General features: G+C 63.7%; 25 protein-coding genes, 1 pseudogene and 1 riboswitch. Of the genes and pseudogenes, 17 read left to right on the top strand and 9 right to left on the bottom strand.

The window, feature by feature from the left end:
- Window positions 1–291 carry a PA4642 family protein gene (locus ACVWY1_RS14750; protein WP_110703080.1) on the top strand — a complete coding sequence of 97 codons (291 nt, stop codon included), beginning with the start codon at window positions 1–3 and terminating at the stop codon, window positions 289–291.
- Between the two features lie 98 nt (window positions 292–389).
- On the opposite strand, the gene mqo is transcribed toward ACVWY1_RS14750, so the two are convergent.
- Both mqo and ACVWY1_RS14740 read right to left on the bottom strand, forming a co-directional pair.
- Window positions 390–1,895, bottom strand: a complete 1,506-nt coding sequence (gene mqo, locus ACVWY1_RS14745; RefSeq protein ID WP_102685299.1) for a malate dehydrogenase (quinone) — start codon at window positions 1,893–1,895, stop codon at window positions 390–392.
- 605 nt (window positions 1,896–2,500) lie between these two features.
- Entirely contained in the window at window positions 2,501–2,734 is a 234-nt protein-coding gene (locus tag ACVWY1_RS14740) for a hypothetical protein (RefSeq protein WP_102685298.1), read from the bottom strand.
- A 143-nt stretch (window positions 2,735–2,877) separates the two neighbouring features.
- Here ACVWY1_RS14740 and ACVWY1_RS14735 point away from each other — a divergent pair, with 143 nt between their 5' ends.
- Window positions 2,878–3,462, top strand: a complete 585-nt coding sequence (locus tag ACVWY1_RS14735) for a YajG family lipoprotein (protein ID WP_023630961.1) — start codon at window positions 2,878–2,880, stop codon at window positions 3,460–3,462.
- Between the two features lie 240 nt (window positions 3,463–3,702).
- On the opposite strand, the gene ACVWY1_RS14730 is transcribed toward ACVWY1_RS14735, so the two are convergent.
- On the bottom strand, window positions 3,703–3,909 hold the full coding sequence (locus ACVWY1_RS14730) for a hypothetical protein (protein ID WP_046857121.1): 207 nt from the start codon (window positions 3,907–3,909) through the stop codon (window positions 3,703–3,705).
- A 314-nt stretch (window positions 3,910–4,223) separates the two neighbouring features.
- Here ACVWY1_RS14730 and ACVWY1_RS14725 point away from each other — a divergent pair, with 314 nt between their 5' ends.
- Window positions 4,224–4,484, top strand: coding sequence for a hypothetical protein (locus ACVWY1_RS14725; RefSeq protein ID WP_139668615.1), 261 nt, complete (start codon window positions 4,224–4,226; stop codon window positions 4,482–4,484).
- 111 nt (window positions 4,485–4,595) lie between these two features.
- Here ACVWY1_RS14725 and ACVWY1_RS14720 read toward each other — a convergent pair whose 3' ends face one another.
- Window positions 4,596–5,762 (bottom strand): 1-acyl-sn-glycerol-3-phosphate acyltransferase, encoded by a 1,167-nt coding sequence (locus ACVWY1_RS14720; protein WP_102682563.1) that lies wholly within the window; start codon window positions 5,760–5,762, stop codon window positions 4,596–4,598.
- Between the two features lie 125 nt (window positions 5,763–5,887).
- Between ACVWY1_RS14720 and ACVWY1_RS14715 the strand changes: the two genes are divergently transcribed.
- Genes ACVWY1_RS14715 through ACVWY1_RS14705 form a run of 3 tightly spaced genes read left to right on the top strand, consistent with a single transcriptional unit; the run spans window position 5,888 to window position 6,966 of the window.
- A complete protein-coding gene (locus tag ACVWY1_RS14715; RefSeq protein ID WP_102682562.1) occupies window positions 5,888–6,070 on the top strand; it encodes a CPXCG motif-containing cysteine-rich protein in 183 nt (60 codons plus the stop codon).
- Window positions 6,070–6,330, top strand: a complete 261-nt coding sequence (locus ACVWY1_RS14710; RefSeq protein WP_023630964.1) for a putative signal transducing protein — start codon at window positions 6,070–6,072, stop codon at window positions 6,328–6,330. The genes ACVWY1_RS14715 and ACVWY1_RS14710 overlap by 1 nt, the downstream gene beginning before the upstream one ends.
- Window positions 6,331–6,345: 15 nt before the next feature.
- Window positions 6,346–6,966: an SOS response-associated peptidase gene (locus ACVWY1_RS14705; protein WP_110703091.1), complete on the top strand. Its 621-nt coding sequence runs from the start codon at window positions 6,346–6,348 to the stop codon at window positions 6,964–6,966.
- A gap of 107 nt (window positions 6,967–7,073) precedes the next feature.
- On the opposite strand, the gene ACVWY1_RS14700 is transcribed toward ACVWY1_RS14705, so the two are convergent.
- Window positions 7,074–7,817, bottom strand: a complete 744-nt coding sequence (locus tag ACVWY1_RS14700; protein WP_371041509.1) for a methyl-accepting chemotaxis protein — start codon at window positions 7,815–7,817, stop codon at window positions 7,074–7,076.
- 111 nt (window positions 7,818–7,928) lie between these two features.
- Window positions 7,929–8,132 (bottom strand): annotated as a pseudogene (locus ACVWY1_RS14695) (HAMP domain-containing protein); the annotation flags it as partial.
- A 1,235-nt stretch (window positions 8,133–9,367) separates the two neighbouring features.
- On the opposite strand from ACVWY1_RS14695, the gene ACVWY1_RS14690 reads away from it, so the two are divergent.
- On the top strand, window positions 9,368–10,183 hold the full coding sequence (locus ACVWY1_RS14690) for a M48 family metallopeptidase (RefSeq protein WP_023631454.1): 816 nt from the start codon (window positions 9,368–9,370) through the stop codon (window positions 10,181–10,183).
- A gap of 87 nt (window positions 10,184–10,270) precedes the next feature.
- On the opposite strand, the gene ACVWY1_RS14685 is transcribed toward ACVWY1_RS14690, so the two are convergent.
- From ACVWY1_RS14685 to ACVWY1_RS14675, 3 genes are all read right to left on the bottom strand, one after another.
- The gene (locus tag ACVWY1_RS14685; protein ID WP_277505548.1) at window positions 10,271–10,855 is read right to left on the bottom strand and encodes a TMEM165/GDT1 family protein; all 585 of its coding nucleotides are present in this window, start codon (window positions 10,853–10,855) and stop codon (window positions 10,271–10,273) included.
- A 90-nt stretch (window positions 10,856–10,945) separates the two neighbouring features.
- Window positions 10,946–11,067, bottom strand: a riboswitch (yybP-ykoY riboswitch).
- A gap of 38 nt (window positions 11,068–11,105) precedes the next feature.
- Complete coding sequence (locus tag ACVWY1_RS14680; RefSeq protein WP_277502916.1) at window positions 11,106–12,104, bottom strand: class I SAM-dependent methyltransferase; 999 nt, start codon at window positions 12,102–12,104, stop codon at window positions 11,106–11,108.
- A gap of 44 nt (window positions 12,105–12,148) precedes the next feature.
- Complete coding sequence (locus ACVWY1_RS14675) at window positions 12,149–13,114, bottom strand: 2-hydroxyacid dehydrogenase (RefSeq protein WP_277502917.1); 966 nt, start codon at window positions 13,112–13,114, stop codon at window positions 12,149–12,151.
- A gap of 191 nt (window positions 13,115–13,305) precedes the next feature.
- Between ACVWY1_RS14675 and ACVWY1_RS14670 the strand changes: the two genes are divergently transcribed.
- From ACVWY1_RS14670 to ACVWY1_RS14625, 10 genes are all read left to right on the top strand, one after another.
- A complete protein-coding gene (locus ACVWY1_RS14670) occupies window positions 13,306–14,988 on the top strand; it encodes a fatty acid--CoA ligase (RefSeq protein WP_110700664.1) in 1,683 nt (560 codons plus the stop codon).
- Window positions 14,989–15,319: 331 nt separating this feature from the next.
- Window positions 15,320–17,257, top strand: a complete 1,938-nt coding sequence (locus ACVWY1_RS14665; protein WP_277502919.1) for a DUF1302 domain-containing protein — start codon at window positions 15,320–15,322, stop codon at window positions 17,255–17,257.
- A 25-nt stretch (window positions 17,258–17,282) separates the two neighbouring features.
- Window positions 17,283–18,647, top strand: coding sequence for a DUF1329 domain-containing protein (locus tag ACVWY1_RS14660; protein WP_277502920.1), 1,365 nt, complete (start codon window positions 17,283–17,285; stop codon window positions 18,645–18,647).
- Window positions 18,648–18,867: 220 nt separating this feature from the next.
- Window positions 18,868–21,585 carry a LuxR C-terminal-related transcriptional regulator gene (locus ACVWY1_RS14655; protein ID WP_277502921.1) on the top strand — a complete coding sequence of 906 codons (2,718 nt, stop codon included), beginning with the start codon at window positions 18,868–18,870 and terminating at the stop codon, window positions 21,583–21,585.
- 145 nt (window positions 21,586–21,730) lie between these two features.
- A complete protein-coding gene (locus ACVWY1_RS14650; RefSeq protein ID WP_139668632.1) occupies window positions 21,731–23,338 on the top strand; it encodes a tetratricopeptide repeat-containing response regulator in 1,608 nt (535 codons plus the stop codon).
- Complete coding sequence (locus ACVWY1_RS14645) at window positions 23,335–24,027, top strand: sensor histidine kinase (protein ID WP_023631285.1); 693 nt, start codon at window positions 23,335–23,337, stop codon at window positions 24,025–24,027. Before ACVWY1_RS14650 ends, ACVWY1_RS14645 begins: the two co-directional genes overlap by 4 nt.
- A 156-nt stretch (window positions 24,028–24,183) precedes the next feature.
- Window positions 24,184–24,462 (top strand): AbrB/MazE/SpoVT family DNA-binding domain-containing protein, encoded by a 279-nt coding sequence (locus ACVWY1_RS14640; RefSeq protein WP_457378444.1) that lies wholly within the window; start codon window positions 24,184–24,186, stop codon window positions 24,460–24,462.
- Window positions 24,459–24,806 (top strand): type II toxin-antitoxin system ChpB family toxin, encoded by a 348-nt coding sequence (locus ACVWY1_RS14635; protein WP_023631283.1) that lies wholly within the window; start codon window positions 24,459–24,461, stop codon window positions 24,804–24,806. Before ACVWY1_RS14640 ends, ACVWY1_RS14635 begins: the two co-directional genes overlap by 4 nt.
- Before the next feature lie 12 nt (window positions 24,807–24,818).
- Entirely contained in the window at window positions 24,819–25,463 is a 645-nt protein-coding gene (locus tag ACVWY1_RS14630; protein WP_457378443.1) for an MBL fold metallo-hydrolase, read from the top strand.
- A gap of 95 nt (window positions 25,464–25,558) precedes the next feature.
- Complete coding sequence (locus ACVWY1_RS14625; protein ID WP_102682547.1) at window positions 25,559–26,278, top strand: OmpA family protein; 720 nt, start codon at window positions 25,559–25,561, stop codon at window positions 26,276–26,278.
- Window positions 26,279–26,296: the final 18 nt, after the last annotated feature.

Raw genomic sequence — 26,296 nt, 5'->3', positions numbered from 1 at the left:
ATGCGTAAAGACAAGAAACAAGTGATTGGTGACGAGATCAGCGACGAGTACATCAAGACGTTCCTGCAGTTCGAGCCGGCCGATGGCCTGACTTCGCCTTCGCATCACAAGCTGATCAAGGGATACCGCGGCTTGCGCGTCGACGACTTCGAACGTTACGTCGGTTTCTTCGTGGCGGCCGGCTACGACCTGGATGGCAAGGACGAACATGGCAAGACTTTCGTCGAGGCCATCGCCGACCAGCGCAATGCGCCGGAGTACATCGAGATCATCGACAACGCCCGAGTTTGATCCGTGGCGTTGCGTGGGAGCGGCGCACCGTCGCTCCCACGAGGGTTTGCCCGCAAACAAAAAAACGCCCCGAAGGGCGTTTTTTTGTTTCAGCCGGATCAGGCGTAATGCTTGGCCGGGCTGTTTTCCACCAGCTCCAGCGCCACATCGTTTTCAGCGCTGATCTTGTGGTACAGGGCCGCGTCGGTGGCCAGGGTCTTCTCACGGGCGGGGAAGATTTCCTTGAGCTTGGCCGCCCAGGCGCCCTTGGCCTGCTCGGGGAAGCAGCGCTCGATCAGCTCGAGCATGATCGACACGGTCACCGAGGCGCCCGGCGATGCGCCAAGCAGCGCGGCCAGGCTGCCGTCCTCGGCCGAGACCAGCTCGGTGCCGAACTGCAGGATGCCGCCTTTCTTCGGATCCTTCTTGATGATCTGCACGCGCTGGCCGGCCACCTCCAGGCGCCAGTCCTCGGCTTTCGCCTCCGGATAGAAGCGGCGCAGCGATTCCAGGCGCTGCTCCATGGATTGCATCACTTCGCTGACCAGATACTTGGTCAGGTCCATGTTGTCACGGGCCACGGCTAGCATCGGGCCGATGTTGCCCATGCGCACCGACAACGGCAGGTCCATGAACGAGCCGTGCTTGAGGAACTTGGTGGTGAAGCCGGCGTATGGTCCGAACAGCAGCGATTTCTTGCCGTCGACCACGCGGGTGTCCAGGTGCGGCACCGACATCGGCGGGGCGCCGACCGCCGCCTGGCTATAGACCTTGGCCTGGTGCTGCTTGACGATTTCCGGGTTGTCGCAACGCAGCCACTGGCCGCTGACCGGGAAGCCGCCGAAGCCCTTGCTTTCGGGGATGCCGGACACCTGCAGCAGTGGCAGGGCGGCGCCACCGGCACCGAGGAAGACGAAGCGGGCGTCCACTTCACGGCTGCCGCCGCTGTTGACGTCCTTGATGCTCACGGTCCAGCCGCTGCCGTTGCGGCGCAGGCCGACGACCTTCTTGCTGTACTTGACCTGGGCATCCGGCGAGTCGCCAAGCAGCTTGAGGAGCTTGTTGGTGAGGGCGCCGAAGTTGACGTCGGTGCCCTTCATCACGCGGGTGGCGGCGATGTGCTGGTCGGCCGGGCGGCCTGGCATCATCAGCGGCATCCAGTCCTTCATCACGGCCTTGTCTTCGGTGTATTCCATCTCGGCGAAGGCGTGGTGCTGCTTGAGCAACTCGAAACGCTTCTTGAGGAACGAGACGCCCTTGTCTCCTTCGACGTAGCTCAGGTGCGGCACCGGGTTGATGAAGGCGCGCGGCGAGCCGAAGTTGCCTTTGCGGCTCAGGTAGGCCCAGAACTGGCGCGAAACCTCGAACTGGGTGTTGATGTGCACGGCCTTCTTGATGTCGATGCTGCCATCGGCGGCCTGCGGGGTGTAATTGAGCTCGCACAGGCCGGCATGGCCGGTACCGGCGTTGTTCCAGGGATTGGAACTCTCCGCGGCTCCGGAGTCCATCGCCTCGACGACCTCGAGCTTCAGGGTCGGGTCGAGCTCCTTGAGCAGTACGGCCAGGGTGGCACTCATGATGCCCGCGCCTACCAGTACCACATCAACCGATTCGTTCTGCGCCATTAACGCGTCTCCACAATCTACAGCACCTAATTGACAGCATAGGATCCCTGGGTTGGCCAGGATCGCCATGTCCGACTCTTCGCAGTTCTTGCAACTTCCGCGGACACCGCCAATCAGTCTTGGGTGTTCGGCTATTGAACGCCCATTGCCACGGGTGCGGCAATTCGACTTATGGTCAAGTGGTCCGTCGTGCGTTATGGACCGGCCTCAGGCATTCATCAGGGATGAGCGCTTTTGCCGTCTGTTCAGGGCTGTTCGGTACACATCTGCCGCTCTTGCACATGCCAGACTGTTCATTTGCTCGCCACACTCTCGTGAAGTTGTGAAAAACCGTTTTTTCACGCTCTTTTGGAGTCGTGAACCTCAAAAGTGGACTGCGCGATGGCAACCCGCAGGTTCATGCGCAGCGGACGGCCGGAAACAGCAGGCACGACAGCCAATGCAAGACCTGAGTGGAAGGCTCTCTGTGGGCGAAGCGTCGAGGGTGCCGGGTTGAAGCGGCGAATGCGGGGCCCGATCAGGAGACGTCCTTATAATCGGGGGGAGATTATAACGATGTCGCGGGCGGAAAGGGCGTACTTGTTGGGTTTTTATTGCAGCGTTTGTCAGGCTGCGAGGGTGCGTTGCTGCCAACGGCGCGTTGCACCGTCGCAAACCCGGGCGCTGGCCGGTAGCGGGTGGCCCAGCCAGGCCAGTCGCGCTTCGCTGACCGGCACCCAGGTGCCGTTGCCCGGCGGTGTGGCGCAGTGCTTGAAGGCCAGGCAGGTGCCATCGCTGTCGAGGCGGGCGTAGGTGGCGTGGCGCGGGCGGTGGAAGAGCAGGGTCCAGAGCGAGGCCATGACGTGGCGTCCTGTGAGTGAGGGCTGGCGCAAGGATAAACGCAGGGGCATGAAACGATTGTGACAAGCGGGCCGGGCGATGGCTGGCGTGTGGCGCGCTAGGTATACTGTGGGCCTTTGCCGCTTTTTCTGGAGAAATGCGCATGTTGCAACGTCTGTTGGTCGGTTTGTTCGCGGTGGCCAGCCTGAGCCTGGCCGGTTGTGCCCACAGCCCGCAGCAACTCAGCCCGCAACCCAAGCTCACCCAGCAATTGGCTCCGGTCGGCCACGGCCAGCCGGTGGTGGTCAGGGTTGTCGACGGGCGCGCCTCGCAGTCGCTCGGCACCCGTGGTGGCATGTACCCCGAGACCAGCACCATCACCGTCAATGGCAATGACGTGGTGCCCAAGCTGCAGGCCCAGGCCGAGGCGGCGGTGCGCCTGCTGGGCTTCACCCCAACGCCGAATGCCGGCAATGCCCCGCAGTTGACCGTGACCCTGGCCGAGCTCAAGTACCAGTCGCCCAAGGACAAGATGTACGTGACCGAGGCGACCATCGGTGCCACCTTCCGCGCTGACGTGTCGAATGCCAACCGTCGCTACAGCGGCCGTTACGGTGCGTCGCTGGACCAGCGCTTCGGCATGGCGCCGAACCAGGAAACCAACACCAAGCTGGTGAGTGACGTGCTCAGCGATGCCCTGACCCGCCTGTTCAAGGACCCGACCGTCGGTCAGGTGCTGGGCGAGTAAGTACGCCGATACAGCCATGAAAAAGCCCGCTGCCTGCGAAACAGGCAGCGGGCTTTTTCATGGCTGTATCTAGTGTGGTGTTTCACAAATAACGACCATAACTCGCGGTACTTTTTGCGCTCATGCGGCGTTGTCGCTCCTCGCCGTAGCTGGGCTACGACTCGTCGCGACGCCTTGCCTGAGCGCAAAAATCACTCGCGAGTTATTGGTCGTATTTGCAAAACACCACACTAGGGCCGGTCAGGCGGCCTGGACGTGAAAGTCCAGCAGGCTGATGCCAGTGTGCGGGTCGATCTCCGGCAGGTCGTCGTGGGCATGCCCGCCCAGGGCGCAATACACCAGCCACTGACGGTCCTGGACATTGATCGCGAAGCCGTCGATCAGCGCCTGTTGTTCGTCGCTCTGGGCCACGAGGTAGAGGCGGTCCTGGTTTTCGGCGTGCAGCATGACAAGCTCCGGTCAGTTGAAGGCCGACAGGGTGGCCTGTCTTGATGACGAGCGTGTGACAGATGAAATTAGGTTCTGTACGAAATGTGTCTGCGCGAAGGCCAGACAAGGCGAAACGGGGAGAGGAACGGCCGGGGTCGCGCCCGACTGTACTAGAGTACATGAGCATTCCGAGCCCCGTTTCAACGCAGTATGGGCGAGTGCAGATACATTTCGTACAGAGCCTGGATGACAGCTGGTCGCAAAGTGGCGGTGGTTGAAGTCGGCTTGGGTAGAATGCCGGGCTTTGCCACACGAGATACCGAGGTCGCGTAATGTCGTTGCAAGTGCTCTGGGGCTTCCTGGCCGCCCATCCGGCCAAGCTGATCAATCTGCTGGCTTTGCTGATCACCTGCCCCGGCGGGCTGCTGCTGCATGGTGCCCGGCGCCGCGAGGCGCTTGCGAAGGAAAGCCTGGCGATGGATGAGGGGGTGGTGGACGTGCTCGAGCAGCGGGTGCCGCGCTATTACTACATCCTCGGTTTCTGCTGCCTGGCGATGGCGTTGCTGCTGTCCTGGTTCAGCACCTGGATCTGAATCGCCGATGCCTACCCTGTAGGAGCGGCTTAAGCCGCGATCCAGGCAACGCGGTGCCTGGCACCCGCAAAGCGGGTGTTCGCGGCTAAAGCCGCTCCTACAGGTGCGTTATCAGGCTGAAGTGGGCTGCAGCCTCACCTGGTACTGATTGCGCACGGGGGTCGCGTACTGCTGCACCAGGTACGGCTGCTGCTCGACCGGGCAGGCGTCCAGGCGGCGCTGCCACTCTTCCTTGGCCTTGGCCAGTTCATCGGCCGGGAACAGCTTCTCCGCGCTCGGTACTTCGAGTGCCGCATCCTTCTCTGCCCACATCGCATAGGCCAGGTAATGCACCGGGAACAGCCGGTAGCCGCCGAGGATCTGCCGGTCGATGGCCTGCGCCAGCTGCTTGGTGTCCTCGTGGTACTCGGTCACCGGGGGGGCGAAGTTGATGTGAACCCGCCCTTTGTAGCCGGTGATGCCCTGGGCGATGCTGTTGTCGTCCTCGCCGGGTGCCTTCTTGTAGGTGCCGGTGGTGGCGCGGATGTATAGCTCGCGGGCCTTGGCCTGGTCGCAGGGGTCGTACTCGTAGCTGATCGACACGGGGATCAGGTTCAGGCTCTGGATCACCGCGCCGAACGGTTCGTCCTTGCGGCTCATGTGGAACATTTTCAGGATCGCCGAATCGGTGCGGTCGTCACCGTCCTTGGCGCGGCCTTCGGCCTGGGCGATCCAGATCGACGCGCCATCGTTGCGGATCGAGTGGTTGATATAGGCCGAGAGCAGTTGATAGGCGGCCAGTTTCTCGCGGCGGCCGCTGATCGAACGGTGCACGATGAAACTCTTGTTCAGGCGCATCATGTCGCTGACGAACGGCTTTTGCAGCAGGTTGTCGCCGATGGCGATGCGCGGTGTCGGCAGGCCGGCGTGGTATACCGCGTAGTTGACGAAGGCCGGGTCCATCACGATGTCGCGGTGGTTGGCCAGGAACAGGTAGGCGGTGCCGGACTTGAGCTGTTCGACACCGCTGTAGGTGACGCCGTCGGTCGCGCGGTCGATGGTGCGGTCGACGTAGTACTCGACCTTGTCCTGCAGGGTGGACACGCAGGTCACGCCGGCAAATTCCTTGCGCAGGCGCCGGGCGATCAGTGGTTTGAGCAGCCAGCCGAAGGCACCCGCCGCGCGCGGAAAGCGGAAGTGGGTGAGGATATCGAGGAATGCCGGGTCGCTGAGCAGGCGTGCCAGCACGGCAGGGACCTCAGCGTCGTCGTACGGTCGGATGGCATCGAATTCGCCCATCATGCTCTCTTGTTGGAAACGGCTAGGGTAATTAGGTAGGGGCGGGCTCCGAAAAACGGCTCGGACGCACACAGGCCCTGTAAACAGACCGGCAATTATACGCACAAGTCACTCCGGAGGCCGCGATGCTGGAAACTGCGATCTACGATTGCCCTTATTGTGGCGAGGAAGTCGAAACCACGGTGGACTTGTCCGGCGGTGACCAGCAATACATCGAGGACTGCCAGGTGTGCTGCAAGCCCATTCGCTTCGTGCTGCAGGTCCATGGTGAGGAGTGGATGCTGGATGTCTTTGGCGAGAACGACTGATGCGGCGAATCTATGAACCGGAAAGCCTGCTGGAGGCCCAGGTGCTGGTGGGCATGCTGGCCAGCGAAGGCATCGAGGTGCACCTGGTCGGGCGCGACCTGATGGGCGCCGTGGGCGAGTTGCCGATGCACGGCTTGCTCGGCCTGGCGGTGCCCGACGAGCAGGCCGGGTACGCACGGCAACTGATCGATGAGTACAATGCCGCCCAGCCGCTTGCCGGTGACGAACCGGAGAGTTATCCCGGAACCCTGATCTGCTAGGTTTTGATTTCGCCCATGTGTGGACGCTACGCCCTGTTTCGCTGGTCCCAGAGCTTCGCCGGCCTGCCGGGCTTCCCCCCGGGCCAGAAGGCCCAATGGAACATCGCGCCCGGCGCCTCGGTCCTGATTCAACGCCAGGTCGACGGCCAGTTGCAGCTGGCCAGCGCTCGCTGGGGGCTGACCCCGGCCTGGCTCACCGACCTTTCCCGTACACCAGCCCAGGCCCGTGCCGAAACCCTCGCCGAGCAGCCGATGTTTCGCGAGCCCCTGCGCCAGCGGCGTTGCCTGATGCCCGCCAACGGCTTCTACGAATGGCGCGGCACGGCGCGCAAGCGCCCGTACTGGGTGACACCGGGGGAGGGTGCGTCATTGTTCTTCGCCGCGGTGTGGGAGGTCTACCCGGTGCAGGAACAAGAGTGGTTGAGTTGTGCGGTGGTGACGCAAGCGGCGATGAACCAGCGTCGGCCGCTGATTCTGGACGAGGCCGAGCAGGCGCTGTGGCTGGATCCCGACACGCCGATGGCGAAGCTGCACGAGTTGCTGGCCAAGCCGCCGACGGCGCTGCGTGAGCGGGCGCTGGCGTATTTCGTCAACGATCCGAAGCTCGATGGGCCGGAGTGCCTGACCCCGGCTTGAGCAAACAGCTTTTCTGGCGGGAGCGGGCTTGCCCCGCGATGGCGGTGGTGAGGCGAGGATCGTATCGCGGGGCAAGCCCGCTCCCACACCCCCGCCCCTTTTGATACCTACACCCTGAATTGATTGATCAGGCGGCGCTGCTGCTCCGCCAGCTTGGTCAGCTCGGCGCTGGCCTGGCTCGACTCGTCGGCACCGCCCGCCACTTCGCCAGCCACCTGACCGATGTTGATCACATTGCGGTTGATGTCCTCGGCCACGGCACTCTGCTCCTCGGCGGCACTGGCGATCTGGGTGTTCATGTCGTTGATTACCGACACCGCCTGGGTGATGCTTTCCAGCGCCTCGGCGGCGCGGCTGGCCTGCAGCACGCTGTCGTCGGTCTTGCCCTGGCTGTCCTCCATCACCTTGACCACCTCGCGGGTGCCCTGCTGCAACTGCTGGATCATCTGCTGGATTTCCTCGGTCGCCTGCTGGGTCTTCTGCGCCAGGTTGCGCACTTCGTCGGCGACCACGGCAAAGCCGCGACCCTGCTCGCCAGCGCGAGCGGCCTCGATGGCGGCGTTGAGCGCCAGCAGGTTGGTCTGCTCGGCAATGGCGCGGATGGCCACGAGGATGGCATTGATGTTTTCGCTGTCGCGGGCCAGGTCCTGGACCACGGTGACTGCGCGACCGATCTCGCTGGCCAGGGCGCTGATGGCGCTGGAGGTGTCGCGCACGATTTCCAGGCCCTGGTTGGCCGCGCGGTCGGCCGCGCTGGCAGCCTGGGCCGCTTGCGTGGCGTTGCGCGCCACATCCTGGGCGGTCGCGGTCATTTCATGCACGGCGGTGGCTACCTGGTCGATCTCGGCCATCTGCTTGTGCACGCCCTGGTTGGTACGGATGGCGATGTCGGCGGTGTGCTCGGAGGAGTCGCTGACCTTCTGCACCGAGCCCACGACTTGACTGATCATGGCCTGCAGTTTGGCCAGGAAGGTATTGAAGCCCTTGGCGATGGCGCCCAGTTCGTCGGCCCGGTCGCTGTGCAGGCGGCGGGTCAGGTCGCCTTCGCCCTGGGCGATGTCGTCGAGCATCGCCACCATCTGCCTGAGCGGGCGGGCGATGCCCAGGGCCAGCAGCCAGATCACCAGCAGGCCAAGGGCGGCGATGCCGAGGCCGACGAGGGTCATGCCGGTGATATCGGTACGACGCTGTTCGGCCAGGTCCTGCTGCAGTTGGTTGACTTCGGCCATCACGGCGCTCAGCGGCAGTTCCAGCAGCAGTGTCCAGCGCGCATCGGTGTTGGCGACCTTGAACGGCAGGTACAGCTCGATGCGATCCTTGCCGGCGTCCACTTCGTAGTGCAGGGTTTCGCCGCTCAGGTTCTTGAGGGTGCCGGCTTCGTCGCTGTCCAGCACATCGCTGGCCTTCTCGCCGAATTTCGCCGGGTCACGGGTATAGGCCACCAGGCGGCCGTTGCTGGAAACCAGCGCCAGCTCCCCGGCGCCGTCGTACAGCTGGCGATCGGCGGCATTGAGCAGGTCCTGGATGAAGTTCACCGACAGGTCGGCGCCGGCCATGCCCTGGAACTGGCCATCGACCATGATCGGTTCGACGAACGACGCCAGCATGACCATCTTGTCGCCCACTTTATAAGGCGCGGGGTCGATCACGCAGGCCTTCTTCGACTCCTTGGGGCACAGGTAGTACTCGCTGGCGCGCACGCCGGTGGCGAGCACTGTGCGGTCGTCGACATCGGCCAGCTTGTCCTGGCCAAGGCTGCCATCACCATTGCGGAACCACCAGGGCAGGAAGCGGCCGTTGGCGCTGTCGATACCCACCAGGCTACTGCCGACGTAGCGGGCATCGGCATGGTCGAGGGCGTTGGGCTCCCAGCCAAGGTAAGCGCCGAGCACGCTTGGGTTGACCTCCACGGTGCGCTTGAGCTGGTTGATCAGGTGCTCGCGGTCGACCCGCATCAGCGGTTGTCCGTCGCTTGCCTGCATGCCGAGCATGGCGTTGCCGGTGGCCAGGCTGCGGGCGATCGACAGCGGGGCTTCGAGGCCGCGCTGGATTTCGCTGACCTGGGTGCGTGCCAGGGCGGTGAGGCGCTGCTCGATGACGTTCTCGAACTGTTGCTGGGTGCGCTGTTGCACCAGCGCCTGGGTGCGTTGCCCGGAGTAGACGGCGTACAGTACCAGGGCCGCGACAATGCTCAGCACGATGGCACCGGCCAGGGCGGCCACGGAAAACTGGATCGACTTGAACTTCATGGCAAAGCTCCGCGCGCAAGGAGGTTGTTACCGAGTGTTATCGGCGGGCTAATACCAAAGCATGAGGAACTTGTCAGAAATCTTACCTGCGGCTCTGGCAGGGGCGGGCGTCTGAGCCTAGGATACGCGGCACGTAAAAAGGGAGTGTTTTCATGCGTAAGTCATTCGTTGTCAGCATGCTGACGGTCGGCGTCCTGCTCGGCGGCTGCCAGGCGGTCAATACCACCAGTGGTGGTGCCGTGGGCGTCCAGCGCCAGCAATACATGTTCAGCATGCTTTCGACCGATGAGGTCAACAAGATGTACGCCCAGTCCTACCAGCAGACCCTCGGCGAGGCGTCGAGCAAGGGCGTTCTGGACAAGAGCAGCAATGATGCCAAGCGCGTGCAGGCCATCGCCAAGCGCCTGATCGCCCAGGCACCGCAGTTCCGGCCGGATGCCGCGCAGTGGAACTGGGAAGTCAACGTGATCAAGAGCGACGAGCTCAATGCCAACTGCGGCCCGGGCGGCAAGATCATCGTCTATACCGGGCTGATCGATCAGCTCCAGCTGACCGACGCCGAGATCGCCGCGGTGGTGGGCCATGAAATCGCCCACGCCCTGCGCGAGCACAGCCGTGAAGCGATGTCCAAGGCCTACGGCGTGGAAATGGCCCGCCAGGGCGCCGGCGCGATCTTTGGCCTGGGGCAGGACAGCATGGCCATGGCCGACACCGTGGTGAACTACGCCATGACCCTGCCCAACAGCCGTGCCAACGAGAATGAAGCCGACCTGATCGGCCTAGAACTGTCGGCCCGTGCCGGCTATGACCCGAACGCCGCGATCACCCTGTGGAACAAGATGAGCAAGGCGTCCGAAGGCGCGCCGCCAGAGTTCATGAGCACCCACCCGGCTTCGAGCAGCCGTATCGCCTCGTTGCAGGCGGCGATTCCGAAGGTGATGCCGCTGTATCAGGCGGCCAAGAAGTAAAAGCAGCTACAAGCTACAAGCTTCAAGCGGCAAGTAAGGATGCCCCTGCTCTTTCTTGCCGCTTGTAGCTTGCCACTTGCCGCTGCTTCACCCTATCCAGCCACTGGTCTTCATCGCCGAATACACCGCGACGATGGCCAGCACCACGAACGCGGTCGCCGCCAGGCGACGGATCAGCGTCAGCGGCAGTTTCTCCGCCGCGAAGTTGCCCGCCAGCACCACCGGCACGTTGGCGATCAGCATGCCCAGGGTGGTGCCGATGATCACCATGATCAGGTGCGGATACTGGGCGGCCAGCATCACCGTGGCCACCTGCGTCTTGTCGCCGATTTCGGCGAGGAAGAAGGCGATCAATGTGGTCACGAATGGCCCGAACCGTCGTGCGTTGCTGGTTTCGTCATCGTCCATCTTGTCCGGCACCAGCGTCCACAACGCGGTGGCGGTGAAGCTCGCGGCGAGGATCCAGTGCAGTACCGACTCGGTGAAGAAGCTGCTGACCCAGGCACCGACCGCGCCAGCGGCGGCATGGTTGGCCAGCGTCGCGGCGACGATCCCGGCAATGATCGGCCAGGGCTTGCGGAAACGGGCGGCGAGGATGAGCGCGAGTAATTGCGTCTTGTCGCCGATTTCGGCAAGCGCGACGATCGCGGTAGGGACGAGCAATGATTCCAGCATCAGGATTCCTACGGGGGCGGGTCGACACGGCTATGACACGTACGACCTCCCCGCCCCGGGTAAGGTGTGCGTGTCATAGGTCTTGTCAAACCCTGGACCTGTCTGCGCAGATCGTGGGTCGCACGCGCCATGGCCTGTGGGCCAAGTGTGTTGACGCGTACCGGGCGAGCAGGGTGCTCGCGGGAGACTACTCCCCTAGGACGGAGCGGATTCTGCCTAGGCGAATCGCTTTCGGCAAGCCCTGTTTTTATCCATGTGTTGCGCGGTAGATGCGAAAACCTTGTGCTTCGGCACGGATCTCACAGTTGCCCAGGGCGCCTTCGATCAGCGGCTGGTAACGCAGGAAGCTGTTGGCTACCAAACGGATTTCCCCACTTTTTCGCAGATGTTCCCTGGATTTTTTCAGAAGATTTTCCGAGGCGTGATAGTCGGTGTGTACACCGGTATGGAACGGCGGATTGCTCAGGATAACGTCCAGGCCGCGGGGAGCGGCATCGATCCCGTCACCGCTGATCACCTCGCCTTCCAGACCATTGGCGGCGAGGGTCAGGCGACTGGCCGCGACCGCGAAGGCATCGACATCGAGCAAGGTGACCTGGCTCTGCGGATAGCGACGCTTGATGGTGGCGCCGAGCACCCCGGCCCCACAGCCGAAGTCCAGGACATGGCCGATCGGCAGGCCGTCGAGGTGCTCCAGGAGCAGCGCGGTGCCCTTGTCCAGACGCCCGTGGCTGAACACGCCGGGGAGGCTGATCACCTGCAGCGGGCCATCTTCGAGCGACAGGTCGAAGCGTTCGGCCAGGCTTTCCAGCGGCTTGGCCTCGGGCGCGTTGTCCACGGTCACCTGCCATAGCTGGCAGTGGCGGGCGCTGTCGAGCTTGCGCGGCCTGCCGAAGGCCTGCAATTGCTTGGCCGCGCCTTCGACGCCGCCGCGTTTCTCCCCCACCAGGTACAGCGTGCGACCGGCAAGGCGCGAGGCCAGGGCGTTGAGCAGGTAGGCCGCCAGCTCGCGAGACTTGGGCAGGAACAGCACGGCGGCGTCGAAGGCTACCTCGGGCACCTCGACACCGTAATGGCTGCGCCCGGCGAAGCGGCTCTCGAGCACGGCCTGGTCGCCGGCATGCCAGGTCCAGCCGTGGGCCCCGGGCAACTGGCCGAGCAGGCCATCGGCCTGGGCGCCAGCGACCAGCAGTGGGCCTTGGAACAGCTCTGCCTGGCGGAGCAACACTTCACTGCGCGGGTCCATGGACGACGCCTCCTGAAAAAGTGGCGCAGTGTACCAGAGGCGGGTCAGCCGACCACGCGTCGCGGCTGACCGGCGAAGTAGGCCTGGGCGTTCTCGGCCAGCTGGCCGACGATGCGCTGGCGCGACTCTACCGCGCCCCAGGCGCTGTGCGGGGTGATGATCAGGCGGGGAATGTCCGCCGCCAGCAGTGGGTTGCCGTTGACCGGCGGTTCGACGCTCAGCACATCGGTAGCTGCGCCACCCAGGTGGCCGCCGCGCAGCGCGTCGGCCAGGGCCTGCTCGTCGATCAACCCGCCGCGGGCGGTGTTGACCACCAGTGCGCCGGGCTTGAGCAGCGCCAGCTCGCGGGCACCGATCATGTGCCGGGTCTGCTCGTTGAGCGGGCAGTGCAGGGTCAGGGCATCGACCTGCGGCAGCAGCTCATGCAGTGGCAGGCGGTCGGCCCGGGGCGGGCGGCCGGGGATCTGCCCGCTCAGCACGCGCATGCCGAAGGCCTCGGCCAGGCGCGCCACCGCGCCGCCCAGTTCGCCGTGGCCAAGCAGGCCAAGGGTCTTGCCCTCCAGCTCGACGATGGGGAAGTCCAGCAGGCAGAACTGGCTGGCCTTGGCCCATTGCCCGGCCTTCACCGCCTGGTCGTAGTCGCACAGGCGCGTGGCCAGGGCCAGCAGCAGGGCCAGGGTGTGCTGGGCCACCGACGGCGTGCCGTAGCCCTGGCAGTTGCTTACGGTGATGCCCTGGGCACGGGCGGCGGCCAGGTCGACATTGTTGGTGCCGGTGGCGGCCACCAGGATCAGCCTGAGTTGCGGGTTGGCGGCCAGCGTGGCGGCATCGAGCATCACTTTGTTGCTGATGACGGCCACGGCACCGTGCAGGCGTTCGGCGACCTGCTCCGGGCGGGTCGTGGCATGCAGTTGCAACGTGTCGAACTGGGCACGCAAGGGCGCAAGGTCGAGGTCACCCAGGTCCAGTGACTGGTGATCGAGAAACACGGCGCGACGTGGGCTGGACATCAGGGGCTCCGGTGGCAGGGCGGGATGGGGTTGGCGCAGTGTCCGGCCCGGCGCCGTCGCTCGTCAACGGTCGCGCCTGCGCTCATACCTGCAGGACATAAATCATTCCTTCGGCTGATTTGACCGATGCGTCACCGAACTACAGTTGTTGCCTGAACTGTCCTGCCCGCTTTGAAGAAAAAGGGATACCCATGTTGCAGACGCGCATCATCAAGCCCGCCGAGGGCGCCTACCAGTACCCACTGCTGATCAAGCGCCTGCTGATGTCCGGCAGCCGCTACGAAAAGACCCGCGAGATCGTCTACCGCGACCAGCTCCGTCTCACCTACCCGCAACTGAACGAGCGCATCGCCCGCCTCGCCAACGTGCTGACCGAGGCTGGGGTGAAGGCCGGCGACACCGTGGCGGTGATGGACTGGGACAGCCACCGCTATCTGGAATGCATGTTCGCCATCCCGATGATCGGCGCCGTGGTGCACACCATCAACGTGCGCCTGTCGCCGGAGCAGATCCTCTACACCATGAACCACGCCGAAGACCGGTTCGTGCTGGTCAACAGTGATTTCATCGGCCTCTACCAGGCCATCGCCGGGCAACTGACCACGGTGCAAGGTACCGTGTTGCTGACCGATGGGCCGGACAAGTCTGCCGACCTGCCGGGCCTGCAAGGCGAGTACGAGCAGTTGCTGGCCGCGGCCAGCCCGCACTATGACTTCCCCGATTTCGATGAAAACTCGGTGGCCACCACCTTCTATACCACCGGCACCACGGGTAACCCCAAAGGAGTGTATTTCACCCATCGGCAGCTGGTGCTGCACACGCTGGCCGAAACCGCGGTACTCGGCAGCCTGGACAGCGTGAGGCTGCTGAGCAGCAACGATGTCTACATGCCGATCACGCCGATGTTCCATGTGCACGCCTGGGGCATCCCCTACGCGGCGACCATGATGGGCATCAAGCAGGTCTACCCGGGGCGCTATGAGCCGGACATGCTGATCAGGCTGTGGCGTGAGGAGAAGGTGACCTTCTCCCACTGCGTGCCGACCATCCTGCAGATGCTGCTCAACTGCCCGTCGGCAGCCGGCCAGGATTTCGGTGGCTGGAAGATCATCATCGGCGGCAGCGCGCTCAACCGCGCGCTGTATCAGGCTGCACTGGCCCGGGGTATCCAGCTCACCGCCGCCTACGGCATGTCCGAAACCTGCCCGCTGATCAGTGCCGCGCACCTGAACGACGAGCTGCAGGCCGGAAGCGAGGATGAGCGTACCAGCTACCGGATCAAGGCCGGGGTGCCGGTGCCATTGGTCGAGGCCGCCATCGTCGATGGCAATGGCAATTTCCTGCCTGCCGATGGCGAAACCCAGGGCGAACTGGTGCTGCGCGCGCCCTGGTTGACCATGGGTTATTTCCGCGAGCCGGAGAAGGGCGAGGAACTCTGGCAGGGTGGCTGGCTGCACACCGGCGATGTCGCCACGCTCGATGGCATGGGTTTCATCGATATTCGCGACCGCATCAAGGACGTGATCAAGACCGGTGGCGAGTGGATTTCTTCGCTCGACCTGGAAGACCTGATCAGTCGCCACCCTGCAGTACGAGAAGTGGCTGTTGTGGGCGTGCCTGACCCGCAGTGGGGGGAGCGCCCGTTTGCGCTGCTGGTGGTGCGCGAGGGGCAGAGCATCGAGGCGCGTGCGCTCAAGGAACATCTGAAGCCTTTCGTGGAGCAGGGACACATCAACAAGTGGGCGATTCCCAGCCAGATCGCCCTTGTTACTGAAATTCCCAAGACCAGCGTCGGCAAGCTCGACAAGAAGCGCATCCGCGTCGACATCAGCCAGTGGCAGGCCAGTAACAGCGCTTTCCTTTCTACCCTGTAACGCGGGCGCGGGTCGCGCTTTCTCAAGCGCGACCCCGCAAGCTAGACAGGATGACGCCTTGTCAAACGACAGAATTGAGCCATGCTTGAGCACTGCCAGCGCGCAGGCCGGCCGATCGGGGTGGGCCGCAAGCAGGACGCGCAAATCACACTTTAGAGGGATCAAGCACCTGTGACCGCTGGCTATAGTCGGGTCAGGGGATTTTCAGGAATGGGGGAGGGCGCCGCACGGCAACGCGCGGCGTCACGGGCAGGAGCCTGCTTCACCAGGCGCTCGAGCCGTTTCTGAAAGGACTCACTGCCATAACAAAAAAGTACATGGAGTAGCGTCGATGACATCTGCAAACCCGTTCTGGCGCCGGGCGAAACTGCCTCTGGCCGTCAGCCTCGCTTCCACGCTCGCAAGTCCTGCTTTCGCGGTCAGCTTCAACATCGGTGAAATCGAAGGCCAGTTCGACTCGTCGCTCTCCGTTGGCGCCAGCTGGTCGACGGCCAACCCCAACAAGAACCTCATCGGGGCCAACAACGGCGGCAGGGGGCTGTCGCAGACCTCCGACGATGGCCACCTGAACTTCAAGAAAGGCGAGACGTTCTCGAAGATCTTCAAGGGTATCCACGACCTGGAGCTCAAGTACGGCGATACGGGCGTGTTCGTCCGTGGCAAGTACTGGTACGACTTCGAGCTCAAGGATGAAAACCGCCAGTTCAAGGACATCAGCGATTCGAACCGCAAGGAGGGCGCCAAGTCTTCGGGCGCGGAACTGCTCGACGCTTTCGTCTACCACAACTACAGCATCGGCGACCTGCCCGGCAACGTACGCTTGGGCAAGCAGGTGGTGAGCTGGGGTGAGAGTACCTTCATCGGCGGCGGTATCAACGCCATCAACCCCATCGACGTGTCGGCGTTCCGCCGTCCTGGCGCGGAGATCAAGGAAGGCCTGATCCCCGTCAACATGTTCTACGTGTCGCAGAGCGTGACCGACAACCTCACCGCCGAAGGCTTCTACCAGATCGAGTGGGACCAGACCGTCGTCGACAACTGCGGGACCTTCTTCTCCCAGCCTGACGTGATCGCCGACGGCTGCAACAACAACCTGGCGGTGTTGGCCAAGCAGGCCAACGTGTCAAGGAGCCTGGCCGCGCAGATCGGCCCGTTTGCCGGGCCTGCCATGAACGCATTGACCGGGCAGGGCGTGTCCTGGGGCTCGCCGGACGAAGGCGTGATCGTGCGCCGCGGCCCCGACCGTGATGCCCGTGACAGCGGCCAGTTCGGTGTGGCCCTGCGCTACATGTACGAGCCGCTGAACACCGAGTTCGGTGGCTACTTCATGAACTACCACAGCCGGGCGCCAATCTTCAGCGGCCGCGGCGCCGCCGCCGGCTTCTACAACCCGGCCAACCTGGCTGGGGCACTGGTCAGGGCAGGTGTTCCGGGGGCCGCCGCCACCAACCCGGCCCTGCTCCAGGCCCTGATGCCGTTGTACGTGGCGGGTAACTCCAGCTACTACGTCGAGTACCCGGAAGACATCCGCCTCTACGGCCTGAGCTTCTCCACCACCTTGCCCACCGGCACGGCCTGGAGCGGTGAGATCAGCTACCGGCCGAATGCGCCGGTGCAGTTGAACACCACCGACATCCTCTATTCAGGGCTGACGCCGCTGGACCCCAATGCATCCGTCCTCAAGGGCACGCCTAACACTGACCAGCCAGGCTATCGCCGCAAGGAAATCACCCAGCTGCAAACCACGTTCACCCACTTCTTCGACCAAGTCATGGGCGCCGAGCGTCTGACCATGGTCGGCGAGGTAGGCTGGACTCACGTCGGCGGTCTGGAAAGCACCTCCAAGGCCCGCTATGGCCGCGACCCAGTCTATGGTCCAGGCCCGCTGCCCAACGGTCGCTGCCAGAGCCTCAACGCCACCACGCTGGCGGGTGTCGAGCAGAACAACCTGTCGCGCTACTGCGAGAACGACGGCTTCACCACCTCCGACTCCTGGGGTTATCGCGTTCGTGCCATCTGGGACTACAACAACGTCTTCGCTGGCGTGAACCTGCGCCCGAGCGTGGCCTGGTCCCACGACGTCGACGGCTACTCCCCGGGCCCTGGCGGCAACTTCGAGGAAGGGCGCAAGGCCGTCAGCCTGGGCCTGGACGCCGAGTACCAGAACACCTACACGGCGAGCCTGTCGTACACCAACTTCTTCGATGGCAAGTACACCACCGTGGATGACCGCGACTTCGTCGCCCTCAGCTTCGGCGTGAACTTCTAAGAACATTGATCCAGGACGACAAAGAATGAAAATGACCACACGTCTGCTGCAAGCCGGTGTACTGGGCATGTCCCTGCTGGCAACCAGCGTCATGGCTGCGGTTTCCGCTGACGAGGCCGCCAAGCTGGGCGCGTCGCTCACCCCGATGGGGGCCGAGAAGTCCGGTAACGCCGATGGTTCCATCGGCCCGTGGGAGCCGCTGTCCAAGAGTGCCGGCAGTGCCGACGCCAAGGGCTTCCTCTCCGACCCTTACGCCAGCGAAAAACCGCTGTTCACCATCACCGCGCAGAACGTCGACCAGTACAAGGCCAAGCTTTCGCCTGGCCAGGTGGCGATGTTCAAACGCTACCCGGATAGCTACAAGATTCCGGTGTACAAGACCCACCGCAGTTCCACGGTGCCGGACGATGTCTTCGCCGCGATCAAGGAAAACGCCACCAAGACCACCCTGGTCGCCGGTGGCAACGGCCTGGAGAACTTCAAGACAGCCGTGCCGTTCCCGATTCCCAAGGATGGCCTGGAGGTGATCTGGAACCACATCACCCGCTACCGTGGCGGCAGCGTGACTCGCCTGGTCACCCAGGCCACCCCGCAGCAGAACGGCTCTTACAGCCTGGTGTACTTCCAGGACCAGTTCGTCTTCCGCGACAAGATGAAGGACTACGATCCTGCCAACCCCGGCAACATCCTGTTCTACTTCAAGCAGGAAGTGACCGCTCCGGCACGTCTGGCCGGGACCGTGCTGCTGGTCCACGAAACCCTCGACCAGGTCAAGGAGCCGCGCAAGGCGTGGATCTACAACGCCGGCCAGCGCCGCGTGCGCCAGGCGCCGCAAGTGTCGTACGACGGCCCGGGTACCGCTGCCGATGGCCTGCGCACCTCCGACAACCTGGACATGTACAACGGCGCGCCAGACCGTTACGACTGGAAGCTCGAAGGCAAGAAGGAGATGTACATCGCCTCCAACGCCTACAAGCTGGACGATCCGAAGCTCAAGTACAGCGACATCATCAAGGCCGGGCATATCAACCAGGACCTGTCGCGCTATGAGCTGCGTCGCGTCTGGCACGTGGTTGCCACGCTCAAGCCAGGTCAGCGCCATATCTATGCCAAGCGTGACTTCTATATCGACGAGGACACCTGGCAGGCTGCGGTGATCGACCAGTATGACGGCCGCAACCAGTTGTGGCGTGTTTCCGAGGCCCACGCCCAGCCGTACTACAACGTGCAGGTGCCGTGGTACACCCTGGAAGCCATCTACGACCTGCAATCGGGTCGCTACCTGGCGCTGGGCATGAAGAACGAAGAGAAAAGTGCCTACAACTTCGGCTTCAGCGCCAGCAAGGCCGAGTTCCAGCCGGCTGCCCTGCGTCAGTCAGGTGTCCGTTGAGCCATTAAGTGCAACCTCCGTTTGATCTCCCAGAACGCCCCGGCTTGCCGGGGCGTTTCTCTTTCCGCGAGGGAGATTTACTGCTGTCTATCAGTGTTGTTTCTTTTTGTCGTAGTCTTTATCGCGCAAAGCGCGCGCATCATCTTCAAATAAGCAACGTTTGCCGCTAGTCTCGCAACAAACCGTACTGCCGCCATATTCCAATCAGAACGAGCCGGCCATGACAGACTTGTCCCGTACGCATGGAGTCGCCAGCCAGGCCCTGGGCCTGTTGGACGGGCGTTTCTTCCGGCCACCGCTGCCGGAGGCGCACGTGCCTCGGGCACGCCTGTGCCAGCGCCTGCAAACGGGCCTGTCGGGGCGCCTGCTGTTGGTGAACGCGCCTGCGGGGTTCGGCAAGAGTTCCCTCGCCATCGAGTTCTGTCAGGAACTGCACAGCCATTGGCGCAGCCTCTGGCTAGGGTTGAGCCAGCGCGATGCCGACCCGGGCCGCTTTCTCGAGCGCCTGCTCGAAGGGCTGCAGCAGTTCTGCCCGGCGCTCGGCGGGCAGGCCATGGGTCTGTTGAAGATGCGCCAGCGTCACCAGCCGTTCGCCTTCGAGGAGTGGCTCGATGGGCTGCTCGATGAGCTCGCGCTCTACCTGCAGCCGGACACCCCCCTGTTGCTGGTGCTGGATGACTACCATCTGGCTCAGGGTCCGGTGCTCGATCGATGCCTGCAGTTCTTCCTCAATCACCTGCCTGCCGGGCTGGTCCTGCTGGTCACCAGCCGTCAGCGGCCCGACTGGCACCTGGCCCGCCTGCGCCTGTCGCGCCAGCTGGTCGAGCTCAATGAGCAGGACTTGCGCCTGACTGCCGATGAAGCGCTGGCGGTCATTGGCCGCCAGCCCACCGGTCTGCGCGGCCAGGCCCTGGACAACTTGATCCAGCGCAGCGACGGCTGGGTGGCCGGGCTGCGCTTCTGGCAGCTGGCGGCCAGCGAATCCGGCGATGACAACGCCTTGCCCCAGGCACTGCATGGCGGCGAGGGTTTGATTCGCGATTACCTGCTCGAGGAAGTGATTGAAATCCTGCCGGCGCCCGTGCAGGCGTTTCTCTACGACACCGCCTGCCAGGAGCGTTTCTGTGCTGAGCTGTGCGATGCCCTGCGCGAGCGGCACGACAGTGCCGAGATCCTGCGCTACCTGCAGGCCCACCAGGTGTTCCTGGTACCGCTGGATGAGCATGGGCTGTGGTTCCGCTATCACCATCTGTTTTCCGACCTGTTGCGCAGCCGGCAGGCCAGTGGCCCCCAGGCGGGGTTGCACTTGCGCGCCTGCCGCTGGTTCGAAGGACAGGGCCTGCTGGACGAGGCGGTGGAGCAGGCCCTGCGGGCCGGTCACCTGGATGTGGCGGCGGACCTGGTACAAAGCCTGTCTGAGGAGCAACTGCTCGCCGAACAGAATGTCGGCATGCTGCTGCGCTGGAAAATGGATTTGCCCGACAGCCTGCTGATCAGCACGCCCAGGCTGATAGTCCTGTACAGCTGGGCCCTGGGGCTTGCCTGCCAGTTGGACGCCGCCGAGGAACTGGCGGCCTACCTGAGCCGTTTCCTGCCCGCGCCTTCGGCCACGGCGCAGAAGTCGATGCTGGCCCAGTGGCTGGCCTTGAGCGGGGTCATCGCTCGCGGCCGTGGTGATCGCGAGCGAACCCTCGCCTATTGTGGCGAGGCGCTGCAGAGCCTGCCGAGCAAACGTTATGGGCAGCGGCTGGTCTGCCTGTCGACCTTGTCGAACCTGGCCATTGCCGATGGCGATTTCTGGCGGGCGCGCGGCTGGAACCGAGAGGCGCTCGAGCTGGCGCAACGGGTCGGCAATCCGCTGTTCGAGGCTTTGGCCCATTACGACCGGGCGCGGGTGCTGCACGCTAGAGGCGAAGTACTGCGGGCACTGGATGAAGTGCGCGAGGGGTTGCAACGGTTGCAGGGCCTGTCGGGCCAGCGCCTGTACGCAGTGCGCGCCCGCCTCACCTTGTACGAGGGGTACCTGTTGGCTGCCCGCCTGCACTGCGCGCCAGGCCGTGCGCGTTTGCGCGCCGGGCTCAGCGAGGCACGGAGTTGTCGCGACATCAGTGTCCTGATCGGACATTGCGTGATTGCTTCGCTCGATGGGCGCGAAGGGCGGTTCGCCGAGGCATTTTCCGAGCTGGCCGAGGCCGAGCGGTTGATGCATATCTGGGATGTGCCTCCGATCTTCTACCTGGCCATGATTACACTGGTGAAGTGCGAGCTCTGGCTTGCCCAGGGCCGTACGGACTTGGCCGAGTCCTGGCTGTTGCGCCTGGGGCAGACCTACGGAGGCGAGCAGCCTGCCGCGGCGCCGGAGTTCCACCCCTTGTTGCCGCTGCACATCGAGTTGCAGCAAGCGTTGCTGGAGCGGGTGCTGGCCCGTGTCGACGAGGCTGAAGCGAGGCTGCGCAGGCTGATAGAGCGCGGGCAGGCCAGCGCAGGCATGACGCTGGTGGTCAGCGCGCAATGCCAGTTGATCGCGCTGCTGTTCGCCCAGGGGCGCGAGCCCGAGGCGGCCAAGCTGCTTGCACAGGCACTGGAGGCTGCGCAAGGAGGTGCCTTGCAGGCATTCCAGCGCTTGATCGAGGAGCAGCCGCAATGGCTGCGTGAGCAGTTGGCCGGCCGTGCCGCCTGCCCCGTGCAGCGTGATCTGCTGACGCACCTGCCGGAAACCCTCGTCGCCGGGACCTGTGCCACCGAGGCCCTGAGCGGCCGCGAGTTCGCCGTCCTGGAGCTTATCGCCCAGGGCTGCTCGAACCAGCAGATCAGCGAGCGGCTGTTCATTTCCCTGCATACGGTCAAGACCCACGCCAGTCATATCAACAGCAAGCTGGGCGTGGAGCGGCGTACCCAGGCGGTGGCCAGGGCCAAGTCCCTCGGGTTGCTCGTCTAGTGGTCTACAGCAGGGGCGGCCGTTAACATAGCGGCACAAGGCTATCGCCGTTCCGGGCTCATCTTTCTCGATCCGCTGCCGATACACTTTTCGGCGATACGCATCGCCGCGCCACTTCCCACTTCTTCCAATACAGGTCGTGTTGATGCTGCAGTACGGGCAAAAAAGCTTTCTGATCGTCGACGACTTTACCGACTTCCGTACCTCGACCCGCTCGATGCTTCGCGAGCTGGGCGTACGCGACGTGGACACCGCCGACAGTGGCGAACAGGCGCTGCGCATGTGCGGGCAGAAACGCTACGACTTCATCCTTCAGGATTTCCACCTGGGTGATGGCAAGAAGAATGGCCAGCAGGTGCTCGAGGACCTGATTCTCGACAAGCTCATCAGCCATGAATGCGTGTTCATCATGGTCACCGCTGAAAGTAGCCAGTCCATCGTGCTCAGCGCCATCGAGCACGAGCCCGACGCCTACCTGACCAAGCCCTTCAATCGCGTGGGCCTGGCCCAGCGTCTGGAGAAGCTGACCCAGCGCAAGACCTTGCTCAAGCCTATTCTCCAGGCCCTGGATCGCAGCCGCCCGGCCGAGGTGCTCGCCGCCTGCGCCGAGCTGTGCAAGAAAGACCCGCGGTTCGCCCCGTTGTGCCTGCGCTATCGCGCCGATGCCCTGCGCGACCTCAATCGTTTCGACGAACTGGAGAAATTCCTCAAGAACATCCTGGCCAGCCGCCCACAGCCCTGGGCCTACGCGGCGCTCGGCAGCCTGTTGCACAAGCGTGGCCAGAACGCCCAGGCCCAGGGCGTCTACGAGCAGGCCCTCAAGGCCTTCCCGATCATGCCCAACCTGTACGATGGCATGGCCGATGTGCTGGTGGCCCAGGGCGAAACCAAGCGCGCCCAGCACATGCTCGAAGAGGCTGTGCGCCTGTCGCCGCTCGCCGTGCGCCGCCAGGCTGCGCTGGGCAAGCTGGCGCTGGACAACGCCGACTTCGAAAGCGCGTCCAAGGCCTATCGGCATGCGGTCAACCAGGGGCAGAGCTCGCGCTACAAGGACGCCGAAAGCAATCTCGGCCTAGTCCAGGCGCTGATGAGCAAGAACACCGGCAACGGTCTCGATGCGCGTACCCGGGTGGAAATCAACACCGTGCTCAGCGAGGTGGCCAAGGAGAACGTCGAGGACCAGGGTCTGCAGGTGCGCGCCCGCTTGATGAAGGCCGCCAGCCTGCAGCAGGCCGGTGACCCGGATACCGCCGCCAAGCTCACCGAGCAGGCGATGCTGCGCCTGGAAAAAATGGATCAGTTCTTCTCCGTCGAGGCGGCGCTGACAGTGGCCAAGCAGTTGCAGCAACTCGGTCAGGACGCGGCGGGCACCTCTATCCTCAAGGGCTGCGTGGAAACCTACGGGGACGATCCCAAGGTCATGCAGAGCGTCGCCAAACTCACCGACGACCCGCTGGTGCTGGGGGCGGTGACCGAAGCCGTGGACCTCAACCGCCAGGGCGTGCGCAGCTACCAGGGTGGCCAGCTCAACGAGGCGCTGGGCATGTTCCGCAAGGCGCTGTCGCTGCAGCCGAAGAACATCAGTATCGCCCTGAACACCGCCCAGGCGCTGCTGCGCATCGGCGGCGAGACGCCACCGCCGGGGTTGATGCAGGAGTGCCGCGACTGCCTCACCAGCGTGGCCGGGATTCCCGCCAGCGACAGCCGCTATGACCGTTACCGCAAACTGCACATCCGGGTCTTTGGCGCATGAACCAGGACAACCAGGGGCTGGATTTTTCCACGGTGATCGCCTCCACCGTGCACGACCTGAAGAACTCCCTCTCGGCGCTGACCCACGCCCACAGCCAATGGCTGGCGCGCCTGCCCGAAGAGCTGCGCGGGGGTACCGAGCAGGGCGTGGTGGAGCACGAGCTCAGCCACCTGAACGGCATGCTGGTGCAGTTGCTGGGGCTGTACAAGCTGGGCGTCAACCAGTTGCCCATCTGCCCGGACTACCACGAGCTGGACGACTTCATCGAGGCCCAGCTGGCGGCGCAGGAGGACGTGATCAAGCACCGCGACATCCTCGCCACCTGGCGCATCGAGACCGAAAGCCCATTGGGCTTCTTCGACCGTGAACTGGTCGCCTCGGTGGTGGCCAACGTCCTTACCAACGCTATCCGCTATGCCGGCCACGCCTTGTTGATCAGCATCGAGGAAGAGGGCGAGCAGCTGGTGATCAGCGTCAACGACGACGGCGCCGGTTATCCACAGCGCATGCTCGAACGCCAGCATGACTACGTGCAGGGCATCGATTCGCAGAGTGGCAGTACTGGATTGGGGCTGTATTTCGCGGCGCGGATTGCCGCGTTGCACGAGCGCAATGGCGTGCGCGGGCGGATCGAGATCGCCAATGGCGGGACGCTGGGGGGCGGGTTGTTCCGGTTGTATCTGCCCTGAAGACGGTAGAAATTGTTGCCTGCATGGGCTCGTTTCCCAAGATAAAGTGAGGCATTTCCTTCTCGCTGCAGGTGGTCTTTTTTCTGCGCTGGACGAGTGGCAATGTAGATACTTGGTTTCTACATTTCACTTGCTATCGCCGGGAGGGTTTCTACTATGTATCTACCGTGGGAGATACTTATGCAGATCAAGATTCAGCAGTGGGGAAACAGCGCCGCTATTCGAATTCCCTCCACCGTCCTCAAGCAGATGCGTCTTGAAGTGGGGTCAACCCTGAGTCTGGATACGGCTGGCGAGAGCATGGTGCTCAAGCCTGTCAGATCGAAGCCCAAGTACACGCTTGAAGAGTTGATGGCGCAGTGCGATCTGAATGCTCCGGAGCCGGAGGACATGGCTGCCTGGAACATGATACGTCCGACCGGGCGTGAAGTGTGAGGCGCGCCAAGTTCGCGAGGGGAGACATCGTCAGGGTCAACCTGGACCCTACCGTTGGTCGAGAGCAGCAGGGTGCGGCACGACCAGCACTGGTCCTTACCCCGAGCACGTTCAACATTTCCGGGCTTGCAGTGATCGCGCCGATATCGCAGGGCGGGGATTTTGCCCGACATGCGGGATTCGCGGTTACGCTTAGCGGCGCCGGTACCCAGACGCAAGGCGTATTGCTCTGCAATCAGATCCGGGTCGTTGATCTGGAGGCAAGGCAAGCCAAGCGCATCGAGTCTGTGCCTGAGGCGGTAATCCTGGATGCGTTGGCGCGCGTTCAAACACTATTCGAGTAATAGATCGTTTTCATGGCAAATCCTGTGGTAACCCTCATCCGCGAAACCTTCCCCGTTGGCCCCTTGCAGTGCAACTGCACCTTGATCGGTGACCCGGTCAGCAAGCACGCCATCGTCGTCGACCCGGGCGGGGACGAGCAGAAGATCCTCGCCCGCCTGCAGCATCATGGCCTGACCCTGGTGAGCATCATCCACACTCACGCGCACTTCGACCATTTCCTCGCCTCGGGCAGGCTCAAGGAGTTGACCGGCGCCACGCTGCACCTGCACAAGGCCGACCAGCCGCTGTGGGAAAACCTGGAAATGCAGTGCCAGATGTTCGGCGTGCCCTATACGCCGGTACCGTCGCCGGACCGCTGGCTGAGCGACGACGAGGCGCTGGCCTGCGGCTGCGGCGTGGCGTTGCACACCCCCGGGCACACGCCGGGTTCGATGAGTTTCTGGTTCGCCGAGCACAAGTTGCTGATCGCCGGCGATACCTTGTTCCGCCGTGGTGTCGGGCGCACCGATTTGTGGGGAGGCGATCAGCGGGCTATCGTTCGTTCCATCAAGGAACGGCTGTACCGCCTGGATGAGGACGCCATCGTGGTGACCGGCCATGGCCCGGACACCCGCCTCGGCGACGAGATGCGCGAGAACCCCTTCGTGCGCGCCTGAGGTTTCATGGAATTTTTCCGCTGCGCTGCAATCCAAGGCTGGCATAGATCCGTAGTCGATCCGCTGCACTTTTGAATTTCAGTAGGAGCTTGTCCATGTTCACCATGCGTCGTCTGATTATCGTCGCTACCGCCGCCGCACTGATGTCTGGTTGTGCCAGCCCCAACCCGTATGACAGCCAGGGCCAGGCGCAGGGCTCCACAGGGATGAGCAAGACCGCCAAGTATGGTGGCCTGGGCGCGCTGGCCGGCGCCATCGCCGGTGCCGCCATCGACCACAACAACCGTGGCAAGGGCGCATTGATCGGCGCCGCCGCGGTCGGTGCCGCCGCTGCCGGTTACGGCTACTACGCCGACAAGCAGGAAGCCGAGCTGCGGGCACAGATGGCCAATACCGGCGTCGAGGTACAGCGCCAGGGTGATCAGATCAAACTGATCATGCCGGGCAACATTACCTTCGCCACCGATTCGGCGAACATTGCCCCAAGCTTCTACTCGCCGCTGAACAACCTGGCCAACTCGTTCAAGCAGTTCAACCAGAACACCATTGAAGTGGTCGGTTTCACCGACAGCACCGGCAGCCGCCAGCACAACATGGATCTGTCGCAGCGCCGCGCCCAGTCGGTCAGCACCTACCTGACCTCGCAGGGGGTGGACCCGTCGCGGGTCAGCGTGCGTGGCATGGGCCCGGACCAGCCGATCGCCAGCAACGCCGACGCCAATGGCCGTGCGCAGAACCGTCGGGTCGAGGTCAACCTGAAGCCGATCCCGGGCCAGCAGTATGACCAGCAAGGTACCGTGCAGCAGTATCCATAAGCGCCAGCTTGACGATGC

This window comes from Pseudomonas sp. TE6288, from assembly GCF_054062095.1.
The sequence above is the reverse complement of the archived record's forward strand: the minus strand, read 5'-3'. Positions and strand labels throughout refer to the sequence as shown.